This is a genomic window from Paraburkholderia sp. RCC_158 (genome assembly GCF_041355255.1).
Taxonomy (GTDB): domain Bacteria; phylum Pseudomonadota; class Gammaproteobacteria; order Burkholderiales; family Burkholderiaceae; genus Paraburkholderia; species Paraburkholderia graminis.
The window spans coordinates 1-19,870 of record NZ_JBFUPM010000001.1 but is presented as its reverse complement, the minus strand read 5'-3'; the positions used below and the strand labels follow the sequence as shown (position 1 = coordinate 19,870).

The 19,870-nt window shown below is 64.7% G+C and carries 18 protein-coding genes; 17 read left to right on the top strand and 1 reads right to left on the bottom strand.

Translation table 11 applies throughout. The annotated features are described in order from the left end of the window. Nucleotides 1–28: 28 nt before the first annotated feature. The 8 genes from AB6809_RS00090 to AB6809_RS00055 all read left to right on the top strand — a co-directional run bounded on the left by AB6809_RS00090 (nt 29) and on the right by AB6809_RS00055 (nt 9,001). The gene (locus tag AB6809_RS00090) at nt 29–1,564 is read left to right on the top strand and encodes a sugar ABC transporter ATP-binding protein (RefSeq protein ID WP_371025918.1); all 1,536 of its coding nucleotides are present in this window, start codon (nt 29–31) and stop codon (nt 1,562–1,564) included. Next, nucleotides 1,561–2,562, top strand: a complete 1,002-nt coding sequence (locus AB6809_RS00085) for an ABC transporter permease (RefSeq protein WP_006049724.1) — start codon at nt 1,561–1,563, stop codon at nt 2,560–2,562. Before AB6809_RS00090 ends, AB6809_RS00085 begins: the two co-directional genes overlap by 4 nt. A 48-nt stretch (nt 2,563–2,610) precedes the next feature. After that, the gene (locus AB6809_RS00080; protein WP_029970311.1) at nt 2,611–3,621 is read left to right on the top strand and encodes a dihydroxyacetone kinase subunit DhaK; all 1,011 of its coding nucleotides are present in this window, start codon (nt 2,611–2,613) and stop codon (nt 3,619–3,621) included. Between the two features lie 12 nt (nt 3,622–3,633). After that, nucleotides 3,634–4,260, top strand: coding sequence for a DAK2 domain-containing protein (locus tag AB6809_RS00075; RefSeq protein WP_029970312.1), 627 nt, complete (start codon nt 3,634–3,636; stop codon nt 4,258–4,260). 419 nt (nt 4,261–4,679) lie between these two features. Next, nucleotides 4,680–5,660, top strand: a complete 981-nt coding sequence (locus AB6809_RS00070) for a 2-keto-3-deoxygluconate permease (protein WP_029970314.1) — start codon at nt 4,680–4,682, stop codon at nt 5,658–5,660. Beyond that, on the top strand, nt 5,657–7,012 hold the full coding sequence (locus AB6809_RS00065; RefSeq protein ID WP_029970315.1) for a four-carbon acid sugar kinase family protein: 1,356 nt from the start codon (nt 5,657–5,659) through the stop codon (nt 7,010–7,012). The genes AB6809_RS00070 and AB6809_RS00065 overlap by 4 nt, the downstream gene beginning before the upstream one ends. Before the next feature lie 72 nt (nt 7,013–7,084). Next, nucleotides 7,085–8,086: a 4-hydroxythreonine-4-phosphate dehydrogenase PdxA gene (gene pdxA / locus AB6809_RS00060; protein ID WP_029970316.1), complete on the top strand. Its 1,002-nt coding sequence runs from the start codon at nt 7,085–7,087 to the stop codon at nt 8,084–8,086. A 78-nt stretch (nt 8,087–8,164) separates the two neighbouring features. After that, nucleotides 8,165–9,001, top strand: a complete 837-nt coding sequence (locus tag AB6809_RS00055; protein WP_035570305.1) for a DeoR/GlpR family DNA-binding transcription regulator — start codon at nt 8,165–8,167, stop codon at nt 8,999–9,001. Nucleotides 9,002–9,134: 133 nt separating this feature from the next. Here the strand turns inward: AB6809_RS00055 and AB6809_RS00050 are convergent, their stop codons facing one another. After that, a complete protein-coding gene (locus tag AB6809_RS00050; protein WP_006053236.1) occupies nt 9,135–9,485 on the bottom strand; it encodes a hypothetical protein in 351 nt (116 codons plus the stop codon). A 572-nt stretch (nt 9,486–10,057) separates the two neighbouring features. Here AB6809_RS00050 and AB6809_RS00045 point away from each other — a divergent pair. From AB6809_RS00045 to AB6809_RS00005, 9 genes are all read left to right on the top strand, one after another. Next, the gene (locus tag AB6809_RS00045; protein WP_006053235.1) at nt 10,058–10,813 is read left to right on the top strand and encodes a DeoR/GlpR family DNA-binding transcription regulator; all 756 of its coding nucleotides are present in this window, start codon (nt 10,058–10,060) and stop codon (nt 10,811–10,813) included. 614 nt (nt 10,814–11,427) lie between these two features. Continuing rightward, nucleotides 11,428–12,516 carry a 2-aminoethylphosphonate ABC transporter substrate-binding protein gene (gene phnS, locus AB6809_RS00040; RefSeq protein ID WP_029970318.1) on the top strand — a complete coding sequence of 363 codons (1,089 nt, stop codon included), beginning with the start codon at nt 11,428–11,430 and terminating at the stop codon, nt 12,514–12,516. A 101-nt stretch (nt 12,517–12,617) separates the two neighbouring features. Beyond that, a complete protein-coding gene (phnT, locus tag AB6809_RS00035; protein WP_006053233.1) occupies nt 12,618–13,718 on the top strand; it encodes a 2-aminoethylphosphonate ABC transport system ATP-binding subunit PhnT in 1,101 nt (366 codons plus the stop codon). Beyond that, nucleotides 13,696–14,661, top strand: a complete 966-nt coding sequence (locus tag AB6809_RS00030) for a 2-aminoethylphosphonate ABC transporter permease subunit (RefSeq protein ID WP_029970319.1) — start codon at nt 13,696–13,698, stop codon at nt 14,659–14,661. Before phnT ends, AB6809_RS00030 begins: the two co-directional genes overlap by 23 nt. Next, nucleotides 14,651–15,514 (top strand): 2-aminoethylphosphonate ABC transport system, membrane component PhnV, encoded by an 864-nt coding sequence (phnV, locus tag AB6809_RS00025; protein WP_006053231.1) that lies wholly within the window; start codon nt 14,651–14,653, stop codon nt 15,512–15,514. The genes AB6809_RS00030 and phnV overlap by 11 nt, the downstream gene beginning before the upstream one ends. 94 nt (nt 15,515–15,608) lie before the next feature. Continuing rightward, nucleotides 15,609–16,355 carry a phosphonate utilization associated transcriptional regulator gene (locus AB6809_RS00020; RefSeq protein WP_006053230.1) on the top strand — a complete coding sequence of 249 codons (747 nt, stop codon included), beginning with the start codon at nt 15,609–15,611 and terminating at the stop codon, nt 16,353–16,355. 64 nt (nt 16,356–16,419) lie between these two features. Next, complete coding sequence (phnA, locus tag AB6809_RS00015) at nt 16,420–17,697, top strand: phosphonoacetate hydrolase (protein ID WP_307259712.1); 1,278 nt, start codon at nt 16,420–16,422, stop codon at nt 17,695–17,697. After that, complete coding sequence (phnY, locus tag AB6809_RS00010; protein WP_029970322.1) at nt 17,694–19,145, top strand: phosphonoacetaldehyde dehydrogenase; 1,452 nt, start codon at nt 17,694–17,696, stop codon at nt 19,143–19,145. Before phnA ends, phnY begins: the two co-directional genes overlap by 4 nt. Before the next feature lie 4 nt (nt 19,146–19,149). Further along, nucleotides 19,150–19,716 (top strand): phosphonate degradation HD-domain oxygenase, encoded by a 567-nt coding sequence (locus tag AB6809_RS00005; protein WP_029970323.1) that lies wholly within the window; start codon nt 19,150–19,152, stop codon nt 19,714–19,716. The last annotated feature ends 154 nt before the right edge of the window (nt 19,717–19,870 follow it).

Sequence of the window (19,870 nt, the reverse complement as noted above, 5' to 3'; positions counted from 1 at the left end):
GCGCAGCCCGCAAACGGAACGAGGCGACATGACAGTGCAAGCCGAAGAAGGGGAGCGCGTGCCCGTCGAGACACCTGTGCCGCTGCTGCGCATGCAGGGCATCGTCAAAAGTTTTCCGGGCGTGAAGGCGTTGCGCGGCGTGAGTCTCGAATTGCAGGCCGGGCATGTGATGGCGATCGTCGGCGAAAACGGCGCGGGCAAGTCGTCACTCGTCAAAACGCTGTCGGGCGCGTATGAGCCCGACGAAGGCACGATCGAAATAGACGGCGTGCCGCTGGCGCGCGGCACTCATGCGGCCATCGACGCAGGCGTCGCGGTGATCTATCAGGAACTCTCGCTGATCAACGACATGACGGTGGCGGAAAACCTGTTTCTCGGCCGCATGCCGGCGCGCAAAGGTTTCCTCATGCAGCGCGAAGCCAATCGTCTCGCGCGGGCGGCGCTCGCGCGCGTGGGCCTCGACGATGTGCCGCCGTGGATGCGCCTCGGCGATTTGCCGCTCAACAAGCGCCAACTGGTCGAAGTCGCGAAAGCCATTACGCGCGATGCGCGCATCCTCGTGATGGACGAACCGACCGCCGCGCTGCAAAGCCAGGACATCGTCAATCTGTACGCTGTGGTGCGCAGGCTGCGAGCGGCGGGCATGGGCATCATCTTCATTTCGCATCATCTCGAAGAGGTGTTCGAGCTGGCCGATTCGGCGGTCGTGATGCGCGACGGCGCGACCGTCGGCGCGCGTCCCATGTCGCAATGGACCGAAGCCGAACTCGTGCAGGCGATGGTTGCGCGCAATCTCGAGTCGTTCTATCCGTGGGAGCCGCGCGATTACGGCGATGTCGTGCTCGAGGTGCGTGATCTCGCCAGTGCGCCGCTGCTGCGCAATGCGAGCTTCAAGGTGCGCGCGGGCGAGATTGTCGGCATAGCGGGAATCGCGGGCGCGGGGCGCACCGAACTGCTGAAAACGATCTTCGGCGCGCTGCCTGCGACGGCCGGCGAGATACGCGTCAAGGGCAGGAAGATCTCGAATCATTCGCCGACCGAAGGCGTGCGTCATGGCGTCGTCTATACGTCCGAGGATCGCAAGCTGGAGGGGCTCGTGCTCGATGCCAGCATCGAAGAAAACATCGCACTGTCCAGTCTGAAGGCGCTGGCCACGGGCGGATTCGTCAGCCGCGCCAGAAAGCGGAAACTGGCACGCGACGCCAGCACGCGCTTTAACGTGCGTTCGTCGTCGGTCCTGCAGGTCACGGGCACGCTGTCCGGGGGCAACCAGCAGAAGGTGATTCTCGGGCGCGCTACCGCAACACAACCCGTTGTGATCATGCTCGACGAGCCGACGCGGGGCATCGACGTAGGGGCGAAGACGGAAATCTACGCGCATATGGTGTCGATGGCGCGCGCGGGCGCTGCGGTCGTCATGGTGAGTTCCGAATTGCCGGAACTGCTCGGCATGTCGGATCGCGTGCTCGTGATGTATCGCGGCAGCATCGTGACGGAAATTGCGCGCGACAACGCGCATTCCGAAGCTGTCATTCAATGGGCTACAACAGGAGCAGGCGCATGACCTCCACGGCAGCCAACCGCGCGGATACGGAGGCGCTGTCGCGCCGCGTGATTCGCCAACTGAGGAGCGGAATCGGGCCACTGTTCGCGGCGCTCGTGCTGATCTGCATCGCGTTGTCGATCGCATCGCCCGAGTTTCTGACGACCAGCACGCTGACCAACATCATGGTGCAGGTGTCGGTGGTCGGCATAGCGGCGGTGGGCGGGACCTTCGTGATCATCACGTCGGGGATCGATCTTTCGGTCGGCTCGCTCGTCGCGTTGACCGGCATGGTCGCCGCGACTGTGATGGCGGGGTCCACGCCGGGCGCGGTCGGCCTCGGCATTGCTGGGCTATGCGTGGCGCTCGCGGTCGGCGCAGCCGCGGGAGCGTTGAACGGCCTCGCGGTGGCGTGGCTGCGGCTCGTGCCCTTCATCGTCACGCTCGCGATGATGGCGATGGCGCGCGGCCTCACGCTCGCCATTTCGGACGGCCGCACCAAATTCGATTTCCCGAATGCCTTCACCGCGTTCGGCGCGAAGACGGTCGCGGGCCTGCCTATGCCGATGATCGTCATGCTGGTGATCTTCGCCATCGGCCATGTGTTGTTGCGCAAGACGACATTCGGCCATCAGGTGTTCGCAGTGGGTGGCAATCAGGAAGCCGCGCGTCTTGCGGGCATCCCCGTGCATCGCGTCGTGTTCCTCACTTACATGCTGGCCGGCGTGACGGCCGCGATTGCCGGGATCGTGCTGGCGGGGCGCCTCAATTCCGCGCTGCCTTCCGCGGCCAACGGGCTGGAATTGCAGGTGATCGCAGCGGTCGTGATTGGCGGAACGTCGCTTGCCGGCGGGCGCGGGTCGATCGTCGGAACGTTTATCGGCGTCGTGCTGATCGGCGTGATCAATGTGGGATTGTCGCTGCTCGGCGTCAATCCGTTCTGGACGCAGTTCATACAGGGCGGCGTCATCTTCGCGGCGGTCCTGCTGGATGCGCTCAGTCAGCGGCGCAAGCAGTAAGCGCCTTATTGCATCTGTGAAAGCACCCCAAAACCGGAGGAGCAGCACGTGAAGAAAATCATCAATGAACCGGATGTCTTCGTCGACGAGATTATCGAAGGGCTGCTTGCCGCCCATCCGGCGTGGATCAAAAGCGCAACGGCCGACAAGCGGGCGCTGGTCCGCAAGGACGCGCCGAAAGAGGGGCGCGTGGGCATCGTGACGGGCGGCGGTTCGGGTCATCTGCCCGGCTTTCTCGGCTACGTGGGCGAGGGTTTGTGCAGCGGCGTCGCGGTGGGCAACGTCTTTTCGTCGCCGTCCGCCGAGCAGATTCTGGAGGCGACCAAGGCCGTGAACGGCGGCGCCGGCGTGCTCTACGTCTATGGAAACTACGGCGGCGACGTGCTGAACTTCGATCTCGCCGCCGACCTGGCCGAGCCGGAGGGCATCGAAATTCAGACAGTGGTGCTGACCGACGACGTCGCTTCCGCACCGAAAGAGCGCGCCGCGGACCGCCGCGGCGTGGCGGGCATGCTGTTCGCGTTCAAATGCGCGGGAGCGGCAGCGGAGCGCGGCGATTCGCTCGACGAAGTGGCGCGTCTCTGCGGCAAGGCGAACGCCAGTTGCCGCACCATGGGCGTCGGCCTGTCGCCGACGATCCTGCCCGCCGCCGGCAAGCCGACCTTCACGCTGCCTGAAGGCGAGATGGAGATCGGTATCGGTATTCATGGCGAGCCCGGCACGCACCGCGGCAAGCTCGAATCCGCGGATGCCATTGCAGAGCGCATCACGCGCGAAATTCTCGACGACCTCGACGCGGAGAAGGGCTCACGCGTGGCATTGCTCGTCAACGGCCTCGGCGCGACGCCACTAGAAGAGCTGTATCTGCTCTATCGACGTTCGGCGCGCCTGATCGCGGATCGCGGCCTGAAGGTGGTGCGCTCCTATGTCGGCGAATACGTGACGAGCCTCGAGATGGCGGGCGCATCCATTACGGTGATGCTGCTCGACGACGAGCTTCAGGCGCTGCTCGAAGCGCCGGCGAATTCGCCGTTCTTCCGCGACGGCACGGCATCCTGAAGAGGTCCGGCAATGACTGTATCCAGCAAGGAAATGCGTGAGGTTTTGACGCGCGCACTGAATGCGCTGCCGGCCCACGCCGACGAACTGCGCGAACTCGACGCGGCATTGGGCGACGGCGATCTCGGCATCACGGTACGCGCAGGCTCGGCAGCGGTGGTGAAGGCGCTTTCCGCACTGCCCGACCAAGCATCGGTTTCGGAACTGCTGCTGGCTGCCGGCAAGGCGTTCTCGACCGCCAACCCGTCAACGTTCGCGGCGCTCGTGGGCGGCGGTCTGCTTGCTGCTGCCAAGGCGACGGCCGGGGTACAGAGCGCCGGGCGCGCCGACGCGCTGACGATCGGGCGCGCGGTGGCGGCTCGCATCGTCGAGCGCGGCAAGAGTCAGGTCGGCGACAAGACCGTGCTCGATGCGCTTGTTCCGAGCCTCGACACCCTGGAAGCATCGGAAGGCAGGGCCGTCGAACTGCTCGACGCGATGATCGCGACGGCGCAGGCGCAAGTCGCCGCCACGGCCTCGATGCAGTCGCGAAAAGGCCGTGCCGCCTGGGTGCGGGAACGGAGCATCGGCCATGCGGACCCCGGTGCGACCGCTTACGTGCGCTTTCTGGAGGCGCTGCGCACGGCGTTTGCCGCCTAGGACGTTCATTGACGGTGCGGGCGGGTTCGCAGCCGCACTGCCCGCACCGGAAAAATGCGTTCGCGGACGCGGCGATAGGTGTCGCCTGTCGCGGGTCCGCAGGTTATCGCCGTCCCGGTAACCGAAGCTCCTGCCCACGCACGTCCATAGGCAGTCCACGCTATTCCCGCTTGTCGACCTACGCGGAGCATGCGCGCCTGCGCTTTGCTGGCGGCTTGCTCGCGTTCGAATGCGTGCCGCGCATGATTAGCGACACGCCGCCGCCCAGACTCCCTAATTCCCACTGTGCCGTTTTGATCACATCGATCATAAAAATGAGCGATTTGCGCAAGTCTGCCGACCGCAGTACACTTGGACATGATCGTTTCAATCAAAAAAGTGACCGATCCGATCAAAACCCAATCAGAGCGGAGACTGGCATGGCCCAAATAAACATCAAGCGCGGCATCGAACGCGTACCCGGCGGCATGATGATCGTCCCCCTGCTGTTAGGCGCACTCGTCGCGACCTTTCTGCCGGGCATGCCGAAGTTTTTCGGCTCGTTCACGAATGCGCTTTTCACTGGCGCGCTGCCGATTCTCGCGGTGTTCTACGTCTGCATGGGCGCGAGCATCGATGTCAAAGCGACCCCCTATCTGCTCAAAAAGGGCGGGGCGCTGTTTGTCACCAAGGTCGGCGCGGCAATCGTCGTGGGCGTCGTGATGGGACATTTCCTCGGTGAACAGCCGATTTCGTCCGGGCTGTTCGCCGGCCTGTCGACTCTTGCCGTGGTCGCGGCGATGAACGACACCAACGGCGGGCTCTACATGGCGTTGATGGGCCAGTACGGCCGTTCTGAAGATGTCGGCGCGTACACCATCATGTCGCTCGAATCGGGACCGTTCCTGACGATGGTCACGCTGGGCGTCGCCGGCCTGTCCGCGTTTCCGTGGCCCACGCTCGTCGGCAGCATATTGCCGCTTGTTTTCGGCATGCTGCTCGGCAATCTGGACCGCGAAATGCGGGCGTTTCTCGGCAAAGCCGTCCCGGTCATGATTCCTTTTTTCGCGCTGGCGCTCGGGGCCAGTCTGGACCTGCATAAGGTATGGCAGGCCGGCGTCCTCGGCATTGGTCTTGGCATCGCCGTCGTGATCGTTACCGGCATTCCGCTCTATCTCGCCGACCGTCTGACGGGCGGCACCGGAGTCGCGGGCACCGCCGCGGCGAATACGGCAGGCAACGCGGCCGCCGTGCCCGCGCTGATCGCCGCGGCCAACCCGGTCTACGCGGAAGCAGCGAAAAGCGCGACGCTGCTGGTGGCCGCCTGCGTGGTGGTGACCGCGATCCTGTCGCCGATCCTGACCGCCGCCGTCGCAAAACGCGTGCAGGTACGGCGCGAATCGAGGGAGCTGGCGCGATGAGCATGCTGATCATCGCCGACGATCTGTCCGGCGCGGCGGATTGCGCGATCGGTTTCGCGAGCGCGGGCTATCGCACGGTCGTCGCGCTCGAGGCGTCGGCGCAAGCGCTCGACGCCCATGCGGCCGACGTGATCGCCGCCGATACCGACACGCGCCGGCTGACGGCCGTCGAGGCCGCGCGGCGCACTGCGGCGGCGTGGCAGGCGTTGCGCGTACCGGGCCGGCGTCTGTACAAGAAGATCGACTCGACGCTGCGCGGCAATTGGGCCGCGGAAGTCGCCGCGCTGCAATCGCTCGCGGGTCTGGCGATCGTTGCGCCGGCATTCCCGGCGACCGGCCGGACATTGCGCGGCGGTCGTGTGTTGGTGCACGGCAAGCCGCTGGAAGGCACCGATACCTGGAAGCTTGAAAACGCCGGCCGCGCCGCTGATCTGCATGCGATGCTGGCGGAGGTCGGCCTGTCGACGGCGCAACTGAACGTGGATGCGTTGCGCGAAGGCGGTCAGGCGCTCACGGCGCGGATCGCGGCGGTGGCGGCGAGCGGCACGCAGGCGCTGATCGTCGACGCAGAGACCAGCGAAGACCTGCTGACGCTCGCACAGGCCACCACCCAAATGGATCAGGCGTTGTTCTGGGTCGGCTCGGGTGGCCTTGCTCGCGAGATCGCGAGCCTTGAAGGCTTGTTCGGCGCGCGAGCGGCAGAAGAGACCACAAGCGCTTCCGAACGGCACCGAGAGGAACAGCAGAAACAGCAGAAACAGCAAGACCATTCGCCGGTGCTGGTGCTGGTAGGCAGCCTGTCGGCGGTATCGGAGCGGCAGTGCGCGATGCTGCGCGATCGCGCCGGCATGGCGGAACTGACGGTGCCGCCCGGCGTGCTGCGTGACGGCGAACGTCACGCGGACTGGGCGGCATGGCAGACGCGCATTGGCGAGGCGCTCGGTACGCGCGCCGATCTCCTGCTGCGCATAGGCCGCGACGATGCGTTCGATCCTGCGGAAGGCGCGTTGCTGTCCGCGGCCCTTGCTGCGCTCGTCAAGCCGCACTTTGCGGCGCTCGGCGGCCTGATCGCCACGGGCGGCGAGACGGCGCGAGCGATGCTGAGCGCGGCCGGCATCGGCAGTATCGAACTGATCGCGGAGATCGAAGCGGGTGTGGCAGTCGGCAAGCCCGTCGCAACGTGCGCTTTGCGGCCGCATTTGCGTATCGTCACGAAGGCGGGCGCCTTCGGCACCGATCATGCGCTGTTCGCCGCCTGGCGCTATCTGCACGAAGCGCCGGCAGAACCGGCAGCATCGGCAGCACCCGCAGCACCGGCAGCCGCCGGAACCGGATCACACGACTCGGCCTGATCGCCGCGTTGGCGTAATCAGGCAGGCAGGACTGGCAGGACAGCACAGACATCAAGGACCAGGCAAAACACCATGAGCAACTACCTTCCCGTAATCGGCATCACGATGGGCGACGCAGCGGGCGTCGGCCCGGAGATCGTCGTCAAGAGCCTTGCGCACGACATCGTTTACAAGCAATGCCGTCCGCTCGTGATCGGCGATGCGCGCCGGCTCGAACGCGCGACGCAGATCGTTGGCGGCACGGCGAAGATCCGCCGTATCAAGGAAGCGGCCGAAGCGCGCTATGAGCCGGGCACGATCGACTGCATCGACCTCGATCTGATTCCCGACGATCTGCCGTTCGGCCAGTTGTCGGCAGTCGCGGGCGACGCCGCGTACCGGTTCATCGCGCGCGCGGTCGAACTCGCGGAGGCGAAGCAGATCGACGCGATCTGCACGGCGCCGTTAAACAAGGAAGCGCTGCACGCGGGCGGCCACAAGTTTCCCGGCCACACTGAAATGCTTGCGTACCTGACGGGCGTCGATGAAGTGTCGATGATGCTGGTGGCGCCGCAACTGCGCGTGATCCACGTGACGACGCACATCGGCATCATCGACGCGATCCGCAAGATCGAGCCGGGCCTCGTGCAACGCACGATCGAGCGCGGCAACGCGACACTGGTCAAGGCCGGCATTGCAAAGCCGCGTATCGGTGTGTGCGGCATCAATCCACACGCGGGCGAGAACGGCCTGTTCGGTTACGGCGAGGAAGAAGAGAAGATCGTTCCGGCAGTGAAAGTGTTGCAGGAGCGCGGCCTGGACGTGACCGGCCCGCTACCCGCGGATACGCTGTTCTTCCGCGCGGGCCGGGGCGACTTCGATCTCGTCGTCGCGATGTATCACGACCAGGGACATGGCCCGGTGAAGGTGCTGGGTCTCGAAGCCGGCGTGAACGTGACGGTGGGTCTCGAAGTCATCCGTACCTCGGTCGATCATGGCACCGCATTCGACATCGCGGGCAAGGGCATTGCCGACGAGCGCAGCCTGCTCGAAGCACTGCGCCAGGGCGCGGAACTCGCGACGCGGCGCGGCTGAACCCGCGCAATTAACGCCGAAGATGGCGTGCGAACCGTGGTGTAACATCGGCAGCCTTGTTACAGCAGAATCACACCCATGAAAGCGTCCGAGCGCCATCGCGCGATTCTCGAACTCGTCCTGACCGGCGACGCCAACGTAGAGCAACTGAGCGCCGCGCTCGGCGTGTCCGAGGCAACCGTCCGGCGTGACCTGACGACGCTCGCCAATCAGCGGCGGCTAGTACGCACCTATGGCGGCGCGACCGCGCTTATCGGCTCGCATGAACCGGAGGCGTCGCTCGAGGAGCGCAAGGCGACGCAGCGCGATCAGAAGGAAGCCATTGCGCGTGCGGCCGCCGCGCACGTGCACGACGGCGATACGGTGTTGCTTGACGGCGGCACCACCTGTGCAGCGCTCGCGCGGCATCTGGGCTCGCGTGCTGATCTTCATGTGGTTACCAACAACCTGCTTGCCGTCATGACGCTTGCCAATGCACCGGGCGTGCATCTGACGCTGATCGGCGGCGATCTGCGCAACACGAGCATGAGCACGCTCGGGCCGCTCGCCGAACTTTCGCTGAGCCGTTTGAGCGTGGACAAGGCGTTTCTGGGCGCCGACGGCGTGGTTGCCGGCTTCGGGCTTTGCGAGGCCAGCGCGCAGCAAGCGTATCTGAAAGACTGCATCATCCGGCGCGCGGCGCAGGTCATCGTGCTCGCGGACGCCGATAAGCTCGGCCGCTCGCGGCAGCAGCATTGGACTCCCCTCGAGCGCGACTGGCGGCTCATTACGTCGAGTGTCGCGGACGAGGCGTGTCTTGCGCCGTTCAGGGCGCTTCAGCGCGTCGTGGTGGAGACGGCCGATCTCGAGAACGCGCCGCTCGCTGCCACGCCCCGCGAAGCGGCGGTTCGAGGTACTGGAGTCGCTCGGGATTGAGCAGCGACGGCTGGTTGTCTGTATGGGCCAAGCCGCGCAGCAACAAATTCCGCAGGAAACCGGAAGTCGCCGTTGTTTTGCTCAACGATGGCGTGACTCCATACGTCATGGCCGCGTTACTTCTGCGATTGCATTAGCGCACGACGTGAGCGGATGCCGCGTGGCCTCTCACGCGAAGCACGTTGCCTTCCGGCGTGGTTTGCCGCGGAATCTCGGACATGTCCGGTTCTTCGTTGCGCAAGGTCTTTTGCGCAATACCTTGCTTCGCCACGAGCCGTGGAGCAGTTGCCAGCGCGCGCGGCGAACGCACCTTTTTCGCGTGCAAGGCCACATGGCGTCGTACTGCGAGCCTGTGTGCGGTAGCCACCCGGTGCGGGGCAGTCGCGCGCGCCTCAGGCGGATTCCACACCTCCGAATAGGTGCCGGCCCCGAAAGCCATCGGCGCGAACGCCGCGGTCAGTAACGCAAGTCCCAGTTTTCTCACGATTCCCCCTGCCTGCCTGTCATTGCTGCCACTTTTTGCAAGCCATCGGCTGATGCATGCATCAGCTGTGGCAGCCTGCGCAATAGCGGCGGTTCCGTGTGGGATACTGTACATCCATACAGGTTTTATCGCAATGGGATCTGCTTGGGCTGGTCATGTCGGCAGCACGAGGAGCAAGGGCCCTGCGGGCGATGTGGCCCGTGACGAAGTCCTTGCACAGTTTCCGCTCCGTGTATGATTCCGGCGGCGAAGCTGTCACAGGCTGATTTGGTGCCTTGCGAGCAGGAACGGGGGCGTCGCCAGCGTCGTGGCGCGTGCGAATGTCTTGCCACTCGCCCAGCTTTTGCCGACGCGTCCGGCCGTCGTTCTAGCTGTTTCGCGGCCTTGGCATCGAACCTCATGGTCGGCGCAGGTTTTCGGCTGGAGAGTGAAAAAAGCTACGCTAACGTCTTGAACTCAGCAACCTGCAGACGACCGACTACTGATACGAAAAGCCCTTATTTCAAGGGCATTTGACAAAGAAGCACCCCGCGCGATACGCCTCTCGCGGGAAGACGAAGGAACCGTCCTGAATGCTGGCAGAACAACGTCATCAATACATCCTGGCGCAAGTCGCCAAAACCGGCGCGCTTTCGGTCGCCGAACTGGTGCGCGAATTGAACGTGTCGCGCGAGACGATCCGCCGCGACCTTAACGCGCTGGCCGGGCGCGGCCTGCTGGTCACCACGCATGGCGGCGCGCTATCGAGCGACCGGCGCGAGCCCGATCTCGACACACGCGAAGCCGCGAATGCGGGCGCGAAGCGTGCGATCGGCGAGCGCGCCGCGCAGTTCGTTCCGGACGGCGCGTCGCTGATCGTCGACTCCGGCAGCACCACGCAGGCCGTCGCGCGAGCCTTGCTCGACCGCCACCGCCTGTCGGTCTATACCAACGACTGGCGCATCGCGCTCTTGCTCGGCCGGCGCAATGACAACCGCGTCACGCTGCTCGGTGGCGAGCTTTCCGACATCGAAGACGCGACGTTCGGGCTCGATACCGTGCACCAGCTCACGCAATATCACGCGGACTTCGCTTTCATCGGCGCGGGCGGCATCTCGCCCGACGGCTATCTGACCGACTACAGCCGCATGGCCGCCGAGGTGCGCAGCCGCATGATCGCCGCCGCCGACACGGTCGTGGTCGTCGCCGATCATTCGAAGTTCGGCCGCGTGACGCCTGTGCGCATCAACGGTATCGAATCGGCGCGCTATCTCGTGACCGAGCTGGCGCCCGAGCGCTCGCTCGGCAAGGCCATCACCGATCATGGTCCGGAAATCGTGATTGCCTGAGCGACGCGCGCAAGCAGGCAGATGCCCAGGCCGCCGCGCCGTACGACGCGCGGCGGTTGCAAAAAAGCGCATGCAACACGCCCACACAACCGCTCGGTCAGGCGTCCGCGCAATTCGTTCGCTGATACCCGCCACGCATCCGGCGGCAACGTCGGAATTCCCCAGCATGTTCTCCTGGCACTTCGTTGCAGCTTGGCTATTATTGGCGAATTGTGTCGTTTTTTGGAATTCGACAGAATGGTCATGGCGTTGTCATCGAAACCTGTGATCCTTGCCATGCCCATGCAGGCGTGGGAGGCAGCGCGAAGGTCGTAAGAAGCTGTATGCCGGGGCAAACATCACGCGTCCGGGTTGTCGGCAATCTGCAATCCACACGGGACAGCGGCGCCGCCGCCGGGCAACATGCAGGCAAACGAGCAGTCGACACGCACGCAACGGGTACGCAAGCAGCAAGCAAGCAGCACGCAACCAGCAAGCGAGCAGCACGCAGCGAACACGCAAGCAACACGCAAGCAACAGATAAAAGCGCAAACGGCGCGGCCCACGCGCCGTTCAATCACAACAGGTATCGGGTTTTCCCGACCGTCTGGTTTTAAGCCTTTCGGAGAAGCGACATGACAAAGACCAATTCCTCTCAAGCCACGGGCCTCGCACGCAAGCTGTTGCCGGCGCTGCTGGCCGCCACGTTGTTCGGCGGCGCGGCGATACAGGCGCACGCGGCCGACGCCGTTGTGCTCTACACCGCCGACGGCCTCGAAAATCTCTACAAGGACGTGTTGCCGGCCTTCGAAAAGAAGGAAGGCGTGAAGGTGAACATCGTCACCGCGGGCAGCGGGGAAGTGGTGAACCGCGCGACCATCGAGAAAGATCAGCCGAAGGCCGACGTGCTCGTGACCTTGCCGCCGTTCATCCAGCAAGCGGACCAGAACGGTCTGCTGCAGGCTTATCAGAGCGCGAACTACAAGAACGTCCCGGCGATCGCGAAGGCATCCAATGGCGCGTGGGCGACCTTCGTGAACAACTACTTCTCGTTCGCGATCAATCCTGAAGTCACGAAAAACGCGCCGAAGACTTTCGCCGATCTGCTGCATCCCGACTACAGCGGCAAGATCGCGTACTCGAATCCGGCGACGGCCGGCGACGGCATGGCCGTGATCATCCTGACGTCGTCGCTGATGGGCGAGGACAAGGCGTTCGAGTATCTGAAGAAGCTCGAGCAAAGCGCCAAGTTCCACACCAAGGGCACGGGCTATCTGGACGTGCTGCTCTCGCGTAACGAAATCGCATTCGCAAACGGCGATCTGCAAATGGATCTCGACGACGCGGCCAACGGCGGCTTGTCGCTCAAGCCGGTGTTTCTCGCGGCGGCGCCGGGCGGCCAGCCGACCACGTTCCAGTTGCCTTACGCGATCGGTCTCATCAAGAACGGTCCGAACCAAGCGCAAGGCAAGAAGCTGATCGACTATCTGATGTCGACGGAAGTGCAAGCCAAAGTGCCGGACATCTTCGGCATTCCTGGCCGCACCGACGTGCCGCTCGCCGGCAAGAACGGCGAAACGGTCAAGCAGGCCATCGCAGGCGTGAAGCTGATTCCGGTGGACTGGAATCAGGTCATGGCGAAGAAAGCCGATTGGACCGCGCGCTGGAAGAACGACGTGGTGGGTTCGTCGGGCAAGCAGATCGAAGTCGTCAAGCCGAAGTAACTTCGCAATACGCAGTAAATCTGGAACATGCAGCGCCTGCGCGATCTTTTTGAGCCGCCACGGCGCTGCACGCGCATCAATCTTGTTGGAGGATGAACCCGGTGAATACCGCCAGTCTTGCTGATCCAGGCGCGCTCGGCGCCTCGCCGGACGCCCTCGGCGCGGCGCGTTCGGACGCGCCCGGCGGCGTGCAGATCGACCATCTGACGGTGCGCTTCGGCTCGCGCACCGTGCTCGACGATCTGTCGCTGACGATCCAGCGCGGCGAGTTGCTGACCGTGCTCGGCCGCAGCGGCTGCGGCAAGACCACGCTGCTGCGCTTCATCGCCGGTTTCATCGAGGCGGACGGGTTGTCGGGCACGCTGACCGTTGCCGGTCACGATCTCACGCACGTATCGCCGCATAAGCGCAATCTCGGTCTGCTGTTCCAGAGCTATGCGCTGTTTCCGCATCTGTCGGTGTTCGAGAACGTCGCGTTCGGCTTGCGCGCGCGGCGCATATCGGCGAAAGACATCACGCGTCGCGTCGCCGATGCGTTGAAGCTCGTGCAACTCGGCGACGCCGGGCATGTGATGCCCGCGCAGCTTTCTGGCGGCATGCAGCAGCGCGTGGCACTCGCCCGCGCGCTGGTGATCGAGCCGGACGTGCTGTTGCTCGACGAGCCGCTGTCCGCACTCGACGCCAACCTGCGCGCGTCGGTGCGCTCCGAACTCAAGGCACTGCACGAGCGCCTGCCGCATCTGACGATTGTCTGCGTGACGCACGATCAGGACGACGCGCTGGTGCTCTCGGACCGCACGCTGCTGATGCGCGACGGACGCATCGCGCAGCTCGGCACGCCGCAACAGTTATACGACGCGCCGGCCGACGCGTTCGTCGCGCGCTATCTCGGCGCGGCCAATCTGCTGCCGCCGCAAGTCGCTTTCAGCATGGACGACGCGCGCTATAACGAGCGTGAGCGCGTCGCTTGTCTGCGGCCCGAGGCGCTGCGCATCGTGCCGCTGGGCGAAGGGCACTTGCATGGCGCGATTGCGTCGGTGGAATGGTATGGCGCGGTGTTGTCGGTTTCCGTCATGCTGGATGCAATGCCGAACGAACCGGTGCTCGTCACGATGCAGCGCGGCCACGGCATGATGCCGGAGAAAGGCGCGCGTGTTTCCCTGCGTTATGAGGCTGACGATGTCGTCCTTATCAAGCCCTGAGGCGCCGGCTTCGCTGACCGCGTCGGCGTCGGCGTCGGCTTCCGCAGCCGCCGACGCTCGCCGCAGCGCGAGCGCCGCTTCGCATCGCGCCGCGGTGAAGCGCCGCCAGCGCGCGGCGCAATGGCATCTGCTGTTCATCGCGGTGGTCGTGCTCGGACCGCTCGTCATCTATCCGCTCGTGCGGCTGGTGGCGCTGAGTTTGAGCGGGCCGCATGGCTTCGGTCTGCAAGCGTACGCGGCATTCTTCGGCAATCCGGAAACGCGCGGCGTGATCGGCACGACGCTGTGGATTCTGTTCGCGAGCGCAGGACTCGCGTCGCTGCTTGGCGTGGCGCTTGCCTCACTGCTGTTCTTCAAGCCGTTTCCCGGCGCGCGCCTCGTCACGCGCTTTCTCGAACTGTTTGTCGCGTTCCCGTCGTTCCTCGTCGCCTTCACGCTGATCTTTTTGTACGGCTCGCAGGGCTCGGTGAGCATCGGCTTGCAGCGGCTCTTTCATCTTCAGGCGCCGCCGCTCGATTTTCTGTTCGGCGTGGGTGGCGTGATTCTCGCCGAAGTCGTGTTCTACGCGCCGTTCGTCGTTCGCCCGACGCTGGCCTCGTTCGCGACGCTCGACATGCGTCTGATCGAAGCCGCCCGCAGTCTCGGCGCGAACGGCTGGATGGTCGCGTTCAAGGTGATCGTGCCGCTCGCGTGGCCGGGCATCGCGGCCGGCACGATCCTGTGCTTTCTGCTCACGCTCAACGAGTTCGGCATTCTGCTCGTGCTCGGCAGCGCGCATCTGATTACGTTGCCGGTCGCGATCTACAGTTCGGCCACCGTCGATCTCGATCTGCCGACGGCTGCCGCCGGCGCGGTCGTGATGCTCGTCATGTCTTTGTCGCTGTACGCGTTGTACCGCCAGGTCAATCGTCGCAAGGTGAAAGGAGCGGGTCATGGCCGATGAACTCGATCCGACCGTGCTGCCGGTCATGCATATGAAGGCGCGGCCGGTGCGCCGCAGTCTCGTCGTCAGAATGCTCGGCGGATTGTTCCTCGGCTTTGCGGCGCTGTTGTGCTTCTGGCTTTTCGTGTTGCCGGTGATCGTGGTCGCGCTATCGAGCGTGGCGGCTCACTGGTCGGGCACGATCCTGCCCGACGGCTTCAGCACGCGCTGGTTCGAGCGGCTCTCGTCGAGCGACTTCGACGCGCTGACGACGAGCCTCGAAATCGGCATGGGCGTCGCCGTGCTCGGCACGATTCTCGGGCTCTGGCTCGCGCTTGCGCTCGAAGGACGCGACCGGCGCGGCCTCGGCGCCTTCGTCGACACCATCGCGATGATGCCGAACGGCGTGCCGAGCGTCGTGCTCGGGCTCGCGGTGCTGATCGCGTATCACAAGCGGCCGGTGGATTTGTCGAGCTCGGCGGCGATCGTCGTGTTCGTGCAACTCGCGCTGGTCCTGCCGTTCTGCTACCGATGCGCGGCCGCCGCGCTGCGCCCCGAATTGACGGTTCTGCGCGAAGCGGCCGCGAGCCTCGGCGCGCCTCCGTCGATGGTGCTGCGCCGCGTCGTGCTGCCGCAACTCGTGCCGGCGATCCGCGCGAGTCTCGCGCTGGGCTTCGCGTTGTCGCTCGGCGAACTTGGCGCGACGCTCACGGTTTATCCGCCGGGCTTCGCGACGGTGCCGATCGTGGTCGTCGGTCAGGTGGAGCGTGGTTATTACTTGCCGGCGTCGGCGCTGTCGCTGATCTTGCTGCTCGTTTCGCTTGCCGCGCTGCTCGTCATTGCCGCGCGCGTGCCGCGTCGCCGGATCGACTGAGCCCGCATTCACGATTTCCCTGCTTGCGTTGCGCGTCTGGCTCACGAGACGCCGTCGCGCAAACGTCGTTTTCGATGTGGCGAAATTTGTCAAAATGACCGAATATATGCAAACTGCTTCTGTCGATCCGATTGAGGTTGTGCGCAGGCATTCGCTGACGGCGCTGGTCCGCGACGAAATCGAAAGGCACATCGTCGAGGGCGAGCTTGCGCCGGGCGACAAGCTCAACGAAGCGGAGTGGGCCGCGCGTCTGCGGGTGTCGCGCGGGCCGGTGCGCGAGGCGTTTCGGGCGCTGGAGCAGGCGGGGCTCGTGCGCACTGAGAAGAACCGCGGCGTGTTCGTACGGACGGTGTCGCTCGCCGAGGCGGACGAAATTTACGCGGTGCGCGCCGTGCTCGAGGAGGCAGCGTGCCGCATGCTGGCCGCGAGCATCGACGCGCAACAACTGGCGGTGCTGCGCGACTGGCTCGACGCGATGCGCGCCGCGCTCGACACGCAGGACGCCGACGCGTATGCGCGTGCCAACGTCGCGTTTCACGATGCGATCGTGGCGGCGGCCGGCAATGTGAAGCTGTATGAGACGTATCGAAGGCTGGTGAGCGAGCTGAGTCTCTTTCGTCGTGCGGCGCTGGTCGTGCATGCCGACGCGATGGAGCGCTCGCTTGCCGAGCATCGTGCGATTCTGACCGCGCTGGCTTCACGCGACGCCGCGCGTGCCGCGGCGCTGATGCAGGCTCATGTGCACGGCGGCTTGCAGCGCGCGCATGCGGCGTGCGAGGAAGGCGGTGCCGCGGCAGGCCAGTTGGATGCGGCGCGATTTACGCCGGCGTCGGACGAGTGAAGCGATGAAGTGGTCATAACCGATTGGCTCGAGCACGCGTGCGCGGCACGCAGGGACGGGAACAATGGCAAGCACGAACGAAGAAACGGTTGGGCGGATGATTGAAGTCAACGGCCGCCGCTACAGGCTGCCGTCGCGGCCGACGGTCGTGGTGTGCGTCGACGGCTGTGAGTTCGATTATCTCGAGGCGGCGGTCGCGGCCGGCGTTGCGCCGTTCATCGGCAAGATGCTGAAGGGTGGCGCGGCCTTCAAGGGCGATTGCGTGATCCCGTCGTTCACCAACCCGAACAATCTGTCGATCGTGTGCGGCGTGCCGCCTTCGGTGCACGGCATCTGCGGCAATTACTTCTGGGACCCGGACGCGAACGATGGTGCGGGCGCCGAAGTGATGATGAACGATCCGGCCTATCTGCGCGCCGGCACGTTGCTGGCTGCCGCGAGCGAAGCCGGCGCGGCGGTCGCCGTCGTCACCGCGAAAGACAAGTTGCGCCGCTTGCTGGGCTGGCAGTTGAACGGCATCTGCTTTTCGGCGGAAAAAGCGGACACGGTGACGCGCGCGGAAAACGGCATCGACGAAGTGCTCGATCTGGTCGGCTTGCCGCTGCCCAACGTGTACAGCGCGGCGCTGTCGGAGTTCGTGTTCGCGGCAGGCGTGCGGCTCGCGCAAACGCGCACGCTCGACCTGATGTATCTGTCCACGACCGATTACATCCAGCACAAATTCGCGCCGGGCACCGAAGGCGCGAACGCGTTCTACGCGATGATGGACGGCTATCTCGCGCAACTCGACGCGCTCGGCTGGGTGATCGGACTGACCGCCGATCACGGCATGAACGCGAAGCACGATCCGCAAACCGGCGAGCCGAACGTGATCTATCTGCAGGACGTGCTGGACGAATGGCTCGGCGCTCGCAGGGCACGCGTGATTCTGCCGATCACGGACCCGTACGTGGTGCATCACGGTGCGCTCGGTTCGTTCGCGACGATCTATTTGCCGCGCGATGTGAGCGCCGCGCAGGTCATTGAGCGCATTCGCGGCCTGGCGGGAGTCGAACTCGCGCTGGATAACCGCGCCGCGTGCGAACGCTTCGAATTGCCCAACGACCGCGTCGGCGACATCGTTGTGATCGGCACGAAGCATGTCGTGCTCGGCACGCGCCGCGACGAGCACGATCTTTCCGGATTGACCGTGCCGTTGCGCTCGCATGGCGGCTTGTCGGAACAGGAAGTGCCGCTGCTTTTCAATCGGCGCGTAGAGGGATTGCCGACCGCGGACAGTGGCCGGCGGCTGCGCAACTTCGATATCTTCGACGTCGCATTGAACCGCGTGTCGGCATCATGAACACGACGCTGCGGGACCATCCGGCCTTCCGGGCGGAAACGCTGCGGCTCGAAGGCGAACGCGCGGCGCGTCCTCGCTCGTTCGACGTGTTCGATCCGTACACGGGTACGCGCGTGGGCACGGCCGCGCTTGCAAGCGTCGACGATGTGCGCGCCGCGTTCAACTACGCCGCGGCTTATCAGCCGAAGCTCACGCGCTATGAACGCTCGCAGATTCTCGAGCGCGCGGCCGCTTTGTTGCGCGAGAGAACCGAAGAGGCGTCGGATCTGATCTCGCTGGAATCGGGTCTGTCGAAGCAGGACTCGCGCTATGAAATTGGCCGCGTCGCCGACGTGTTCAAGTTCGCCGCGATGGAAGCATTGCGCGACGACGGGCAGAGCTTCGCGTGCGATCTGACGCCGCACGGCAAGCGGCGGCGCGTGTTTTCGCAGCGCGAGCCGCTCGCCGGCGTGATCGTCGCCATCACGCCGTTCAACCATCCGATGAACCAGGTCGCGCATAAGATCGCGCCGGCAATCGCGACGAATAATCGCGTCGTGGTGAAGCCGTCGGAGAAGGTGCCGTTGTCGGCGCTTTATCTCGCCGACATTCTGTACGAGGCCGGTTTGCCCGCGCCGATGCTGCAAGTGCTGACCGGCGACCCGCGCGAAATCGCCGATGAACTGATCACGCATCCGCTGGCTGAACTCGTCACCTTCACGGGCGGCGTGGCGATCGGCAAATACATCGCGGCGAAGGCGGCGTATCGGCGTGTCGTGCTCGAGTTGGGCGGCAACGATCCGCTGATCGTGCTCGACGACGCCGATCTCGAGCGCGCGGCGACGCTCGCCGTGCAGGGCTCGTACAAGAACTCCGGTCAACGCTGCACGGCCGTCAAGCGGATGCTCGTGCAACAGCGCGTCGCGGCGGATTTCGCCGAGCTGGTCGTCGAGAAGACGCGGGCCTGGCGCTTCGGCGATCCATTCGATGCGGCCAATCAGATGGGCACGGTCATCGACGTCGCCGCGGCGCAGCTTTTCGAATCGCGCGTGAACGAGGCGATTGCGGGCGGCGCGCGTTTGCTTGCCGGCAATCGGCGCAATGGCGCGCTGTATTCGCCGACGGTGCTCGACAGAGTTGAGCCCGAAATGAGCGTGGTGCGCGAGGAAACCTTCGGGCCGGTGTCGCCGATCATCACGTTCGACACGCTCGACGACGCTATCCGTATCAGCAACGGCACGCGATTCGGTTTGTCGTCGGGCGTGTGCACGAACCGACAGGACGCGATCACGCGTTTCATCAACGAGTTGCGGGTGGGCACGGTCAACGTGTGGGAAGTGCCGGGCTATCGGATCGAGTTGACGCCGTTCGGCGGAATCAAGGATTCGGGGCTCGGCTATAAGGAAGGCGTTCAGGAAGCGATGAAGAGCTTTACCAATCTGAAGACTTTTTCTTTACCGTGGGAGTGACGGCGTGGCACTGAGTGTGAGCGACATCCGTTCGCTATTCGAGCAATATGGCGGCATCGCTTATAGCGGCGAACCGGTCACGCAACTCCAGCATGCATTGCAAAGCGGCGTGTTAGCGGAAGAGGCTGGCGCGAACGACGAACTCGTCGCCGCCGCGTTTTTGCACGACCTCGGGCACTTGCTCAATCTGCAAGGCGCGACGCCGACGGAGCGGGGCATCGACGATCTGCACCAGTACTTCGCGTTGCCGTTTCTGCGCGCCGTGTTGCCGGACGCGGTACTGGAGCCGATTCGCCTGCATGTGGACGCAAAGCGCTGCCTTTGCGCCATCGACGACGCGTATTTCGACCAGCTTTCCGCCGATTCGGTGCGAAGTCTGCAGTTGCAAGGCGGGATCTTCAGCCGCGACGAAGCCGAAGCGTTTCTCGAGAAGCCGTACGCACAGGACGCGCTGCGTCTGCGTAAATGGGACGACCGCGCAAAAGAAGAAAATCGCGCGACGCCGGGTATCGATCACTACCTCGCAGTGGTTGAGCGCGTCATGCATAAGCGCGCGATTTCGGGAGTTTGAACGGTCCGGTTTTCATAGCTCGTGACGACCGTTCTCGAGCAATTTCCTTATGTGGAAATAACGCTTGCAAGGCGCCGGCCGGCTCGCTAGAATCTCGCTCTTTCGTGCTCCGGACGCCGGGGCACGGGAAGCGGGAGAGCCAATAGCGGCAAGG

Excerpts from the sequence above, each read along its gene's own strand:
- AB6809_RS00090 (WP_371025918.1), top strand. The coding sequence starts at position 29 with ATGACAGTGCAAGCCGAAGAAGGGGAGCGCGTGCCCGTCGAGACACCT.
- AB6809_RS00085 (WP_006049724.1), top strand. The coding sequence starts at position 1,561 with ATGACCTCCACGGCAGCCAACCGCGCGGATACGGAGGCGCTGTCGCGC.
- AB6809_RS00075 (WP_029970312.1), top strand. The coding sequence starts at position 3,634 with ATGACTGTATCCAGCAAGGAAATGCGTGAGGTTTTGACGCGCGCACTG.
- AB6809_RS00070 (WP_029970314.1), top strand. The coding sequence starts at position 4,680 with ATGGCCCAAATAAACATCAAGCGCGGCATCGAACGCGTACCCGGCGGC.
- AB6809_RS00065 (WP_029970315.1), top strand. The coding sequence starts at position 5,657 with ATGAGCATGCTGATCATCGCCGACGATCTGTCCGGCGCGGCGGATTGC.
- pdxA (WP_029970316.1), top strand. The coding sequence starts at position 7,085 with ATGAGCAACTACCTTCCCGTAATCGGCATCACGATGGGCGACGCAGCG.
- AB6809_RS00055 (WP_035570305.1), top strand. The coding sequence starts at position 8,165 with ATGAAAGCGTCCGAGCGCCATCGCGCGATTCTCGAACTCGTCCTGACC.
- AB6809_RS00045 (WP_006053235.1), top strand. The coding sequence starts at position 10,058 with ATGCTGGCAGAACAACGTCATCAATACATCCTGGCGCAAGTCGCCAAA.
- phnS (WP_029970318.1), top strand. The coding sequence starts at position 11,428 with ATGACAAAGACCAATTCCTCTCAAGCCACGGGCCTCGCACGCAAGCTG.
- AB6809_RS00030 (WP_029970319.1), top strand. The coding sequence starts at position 13,696 with ATGTCGTCCTTATCAAGCCCTGAGGCGCCGGCTTCGCTGACCGCGTCG.
- phnV (WP_006053231.1), top strand. The coding sequence starts at position 14,651 with ATGGCCGATGAACTCGATCCGACCGTGCTGCCGGTCATGCATATGAAG.
- AB6809_RS00020 (WP_006053230.1), top strand. The coding sequence starts at position 15,609 with ATGACCGAATATATGCAAACTGCTTCTGTCGATCCGATTGAGGTTGTG.
- phnA (WP_307259712.1), top strand. The coding sequence starts at position 16,420 with ATGGCAAGCACGAACGAAGAAACGGTTGGGCGGATGATTGAAGTCAAC.
- phnY (WP_029970322.1), top strand. The coding sequence starts at position 17,694 with ATGAACACGACGCTGCGGGACCATCCGGCCTTCCGGGCGGAAACGCTG.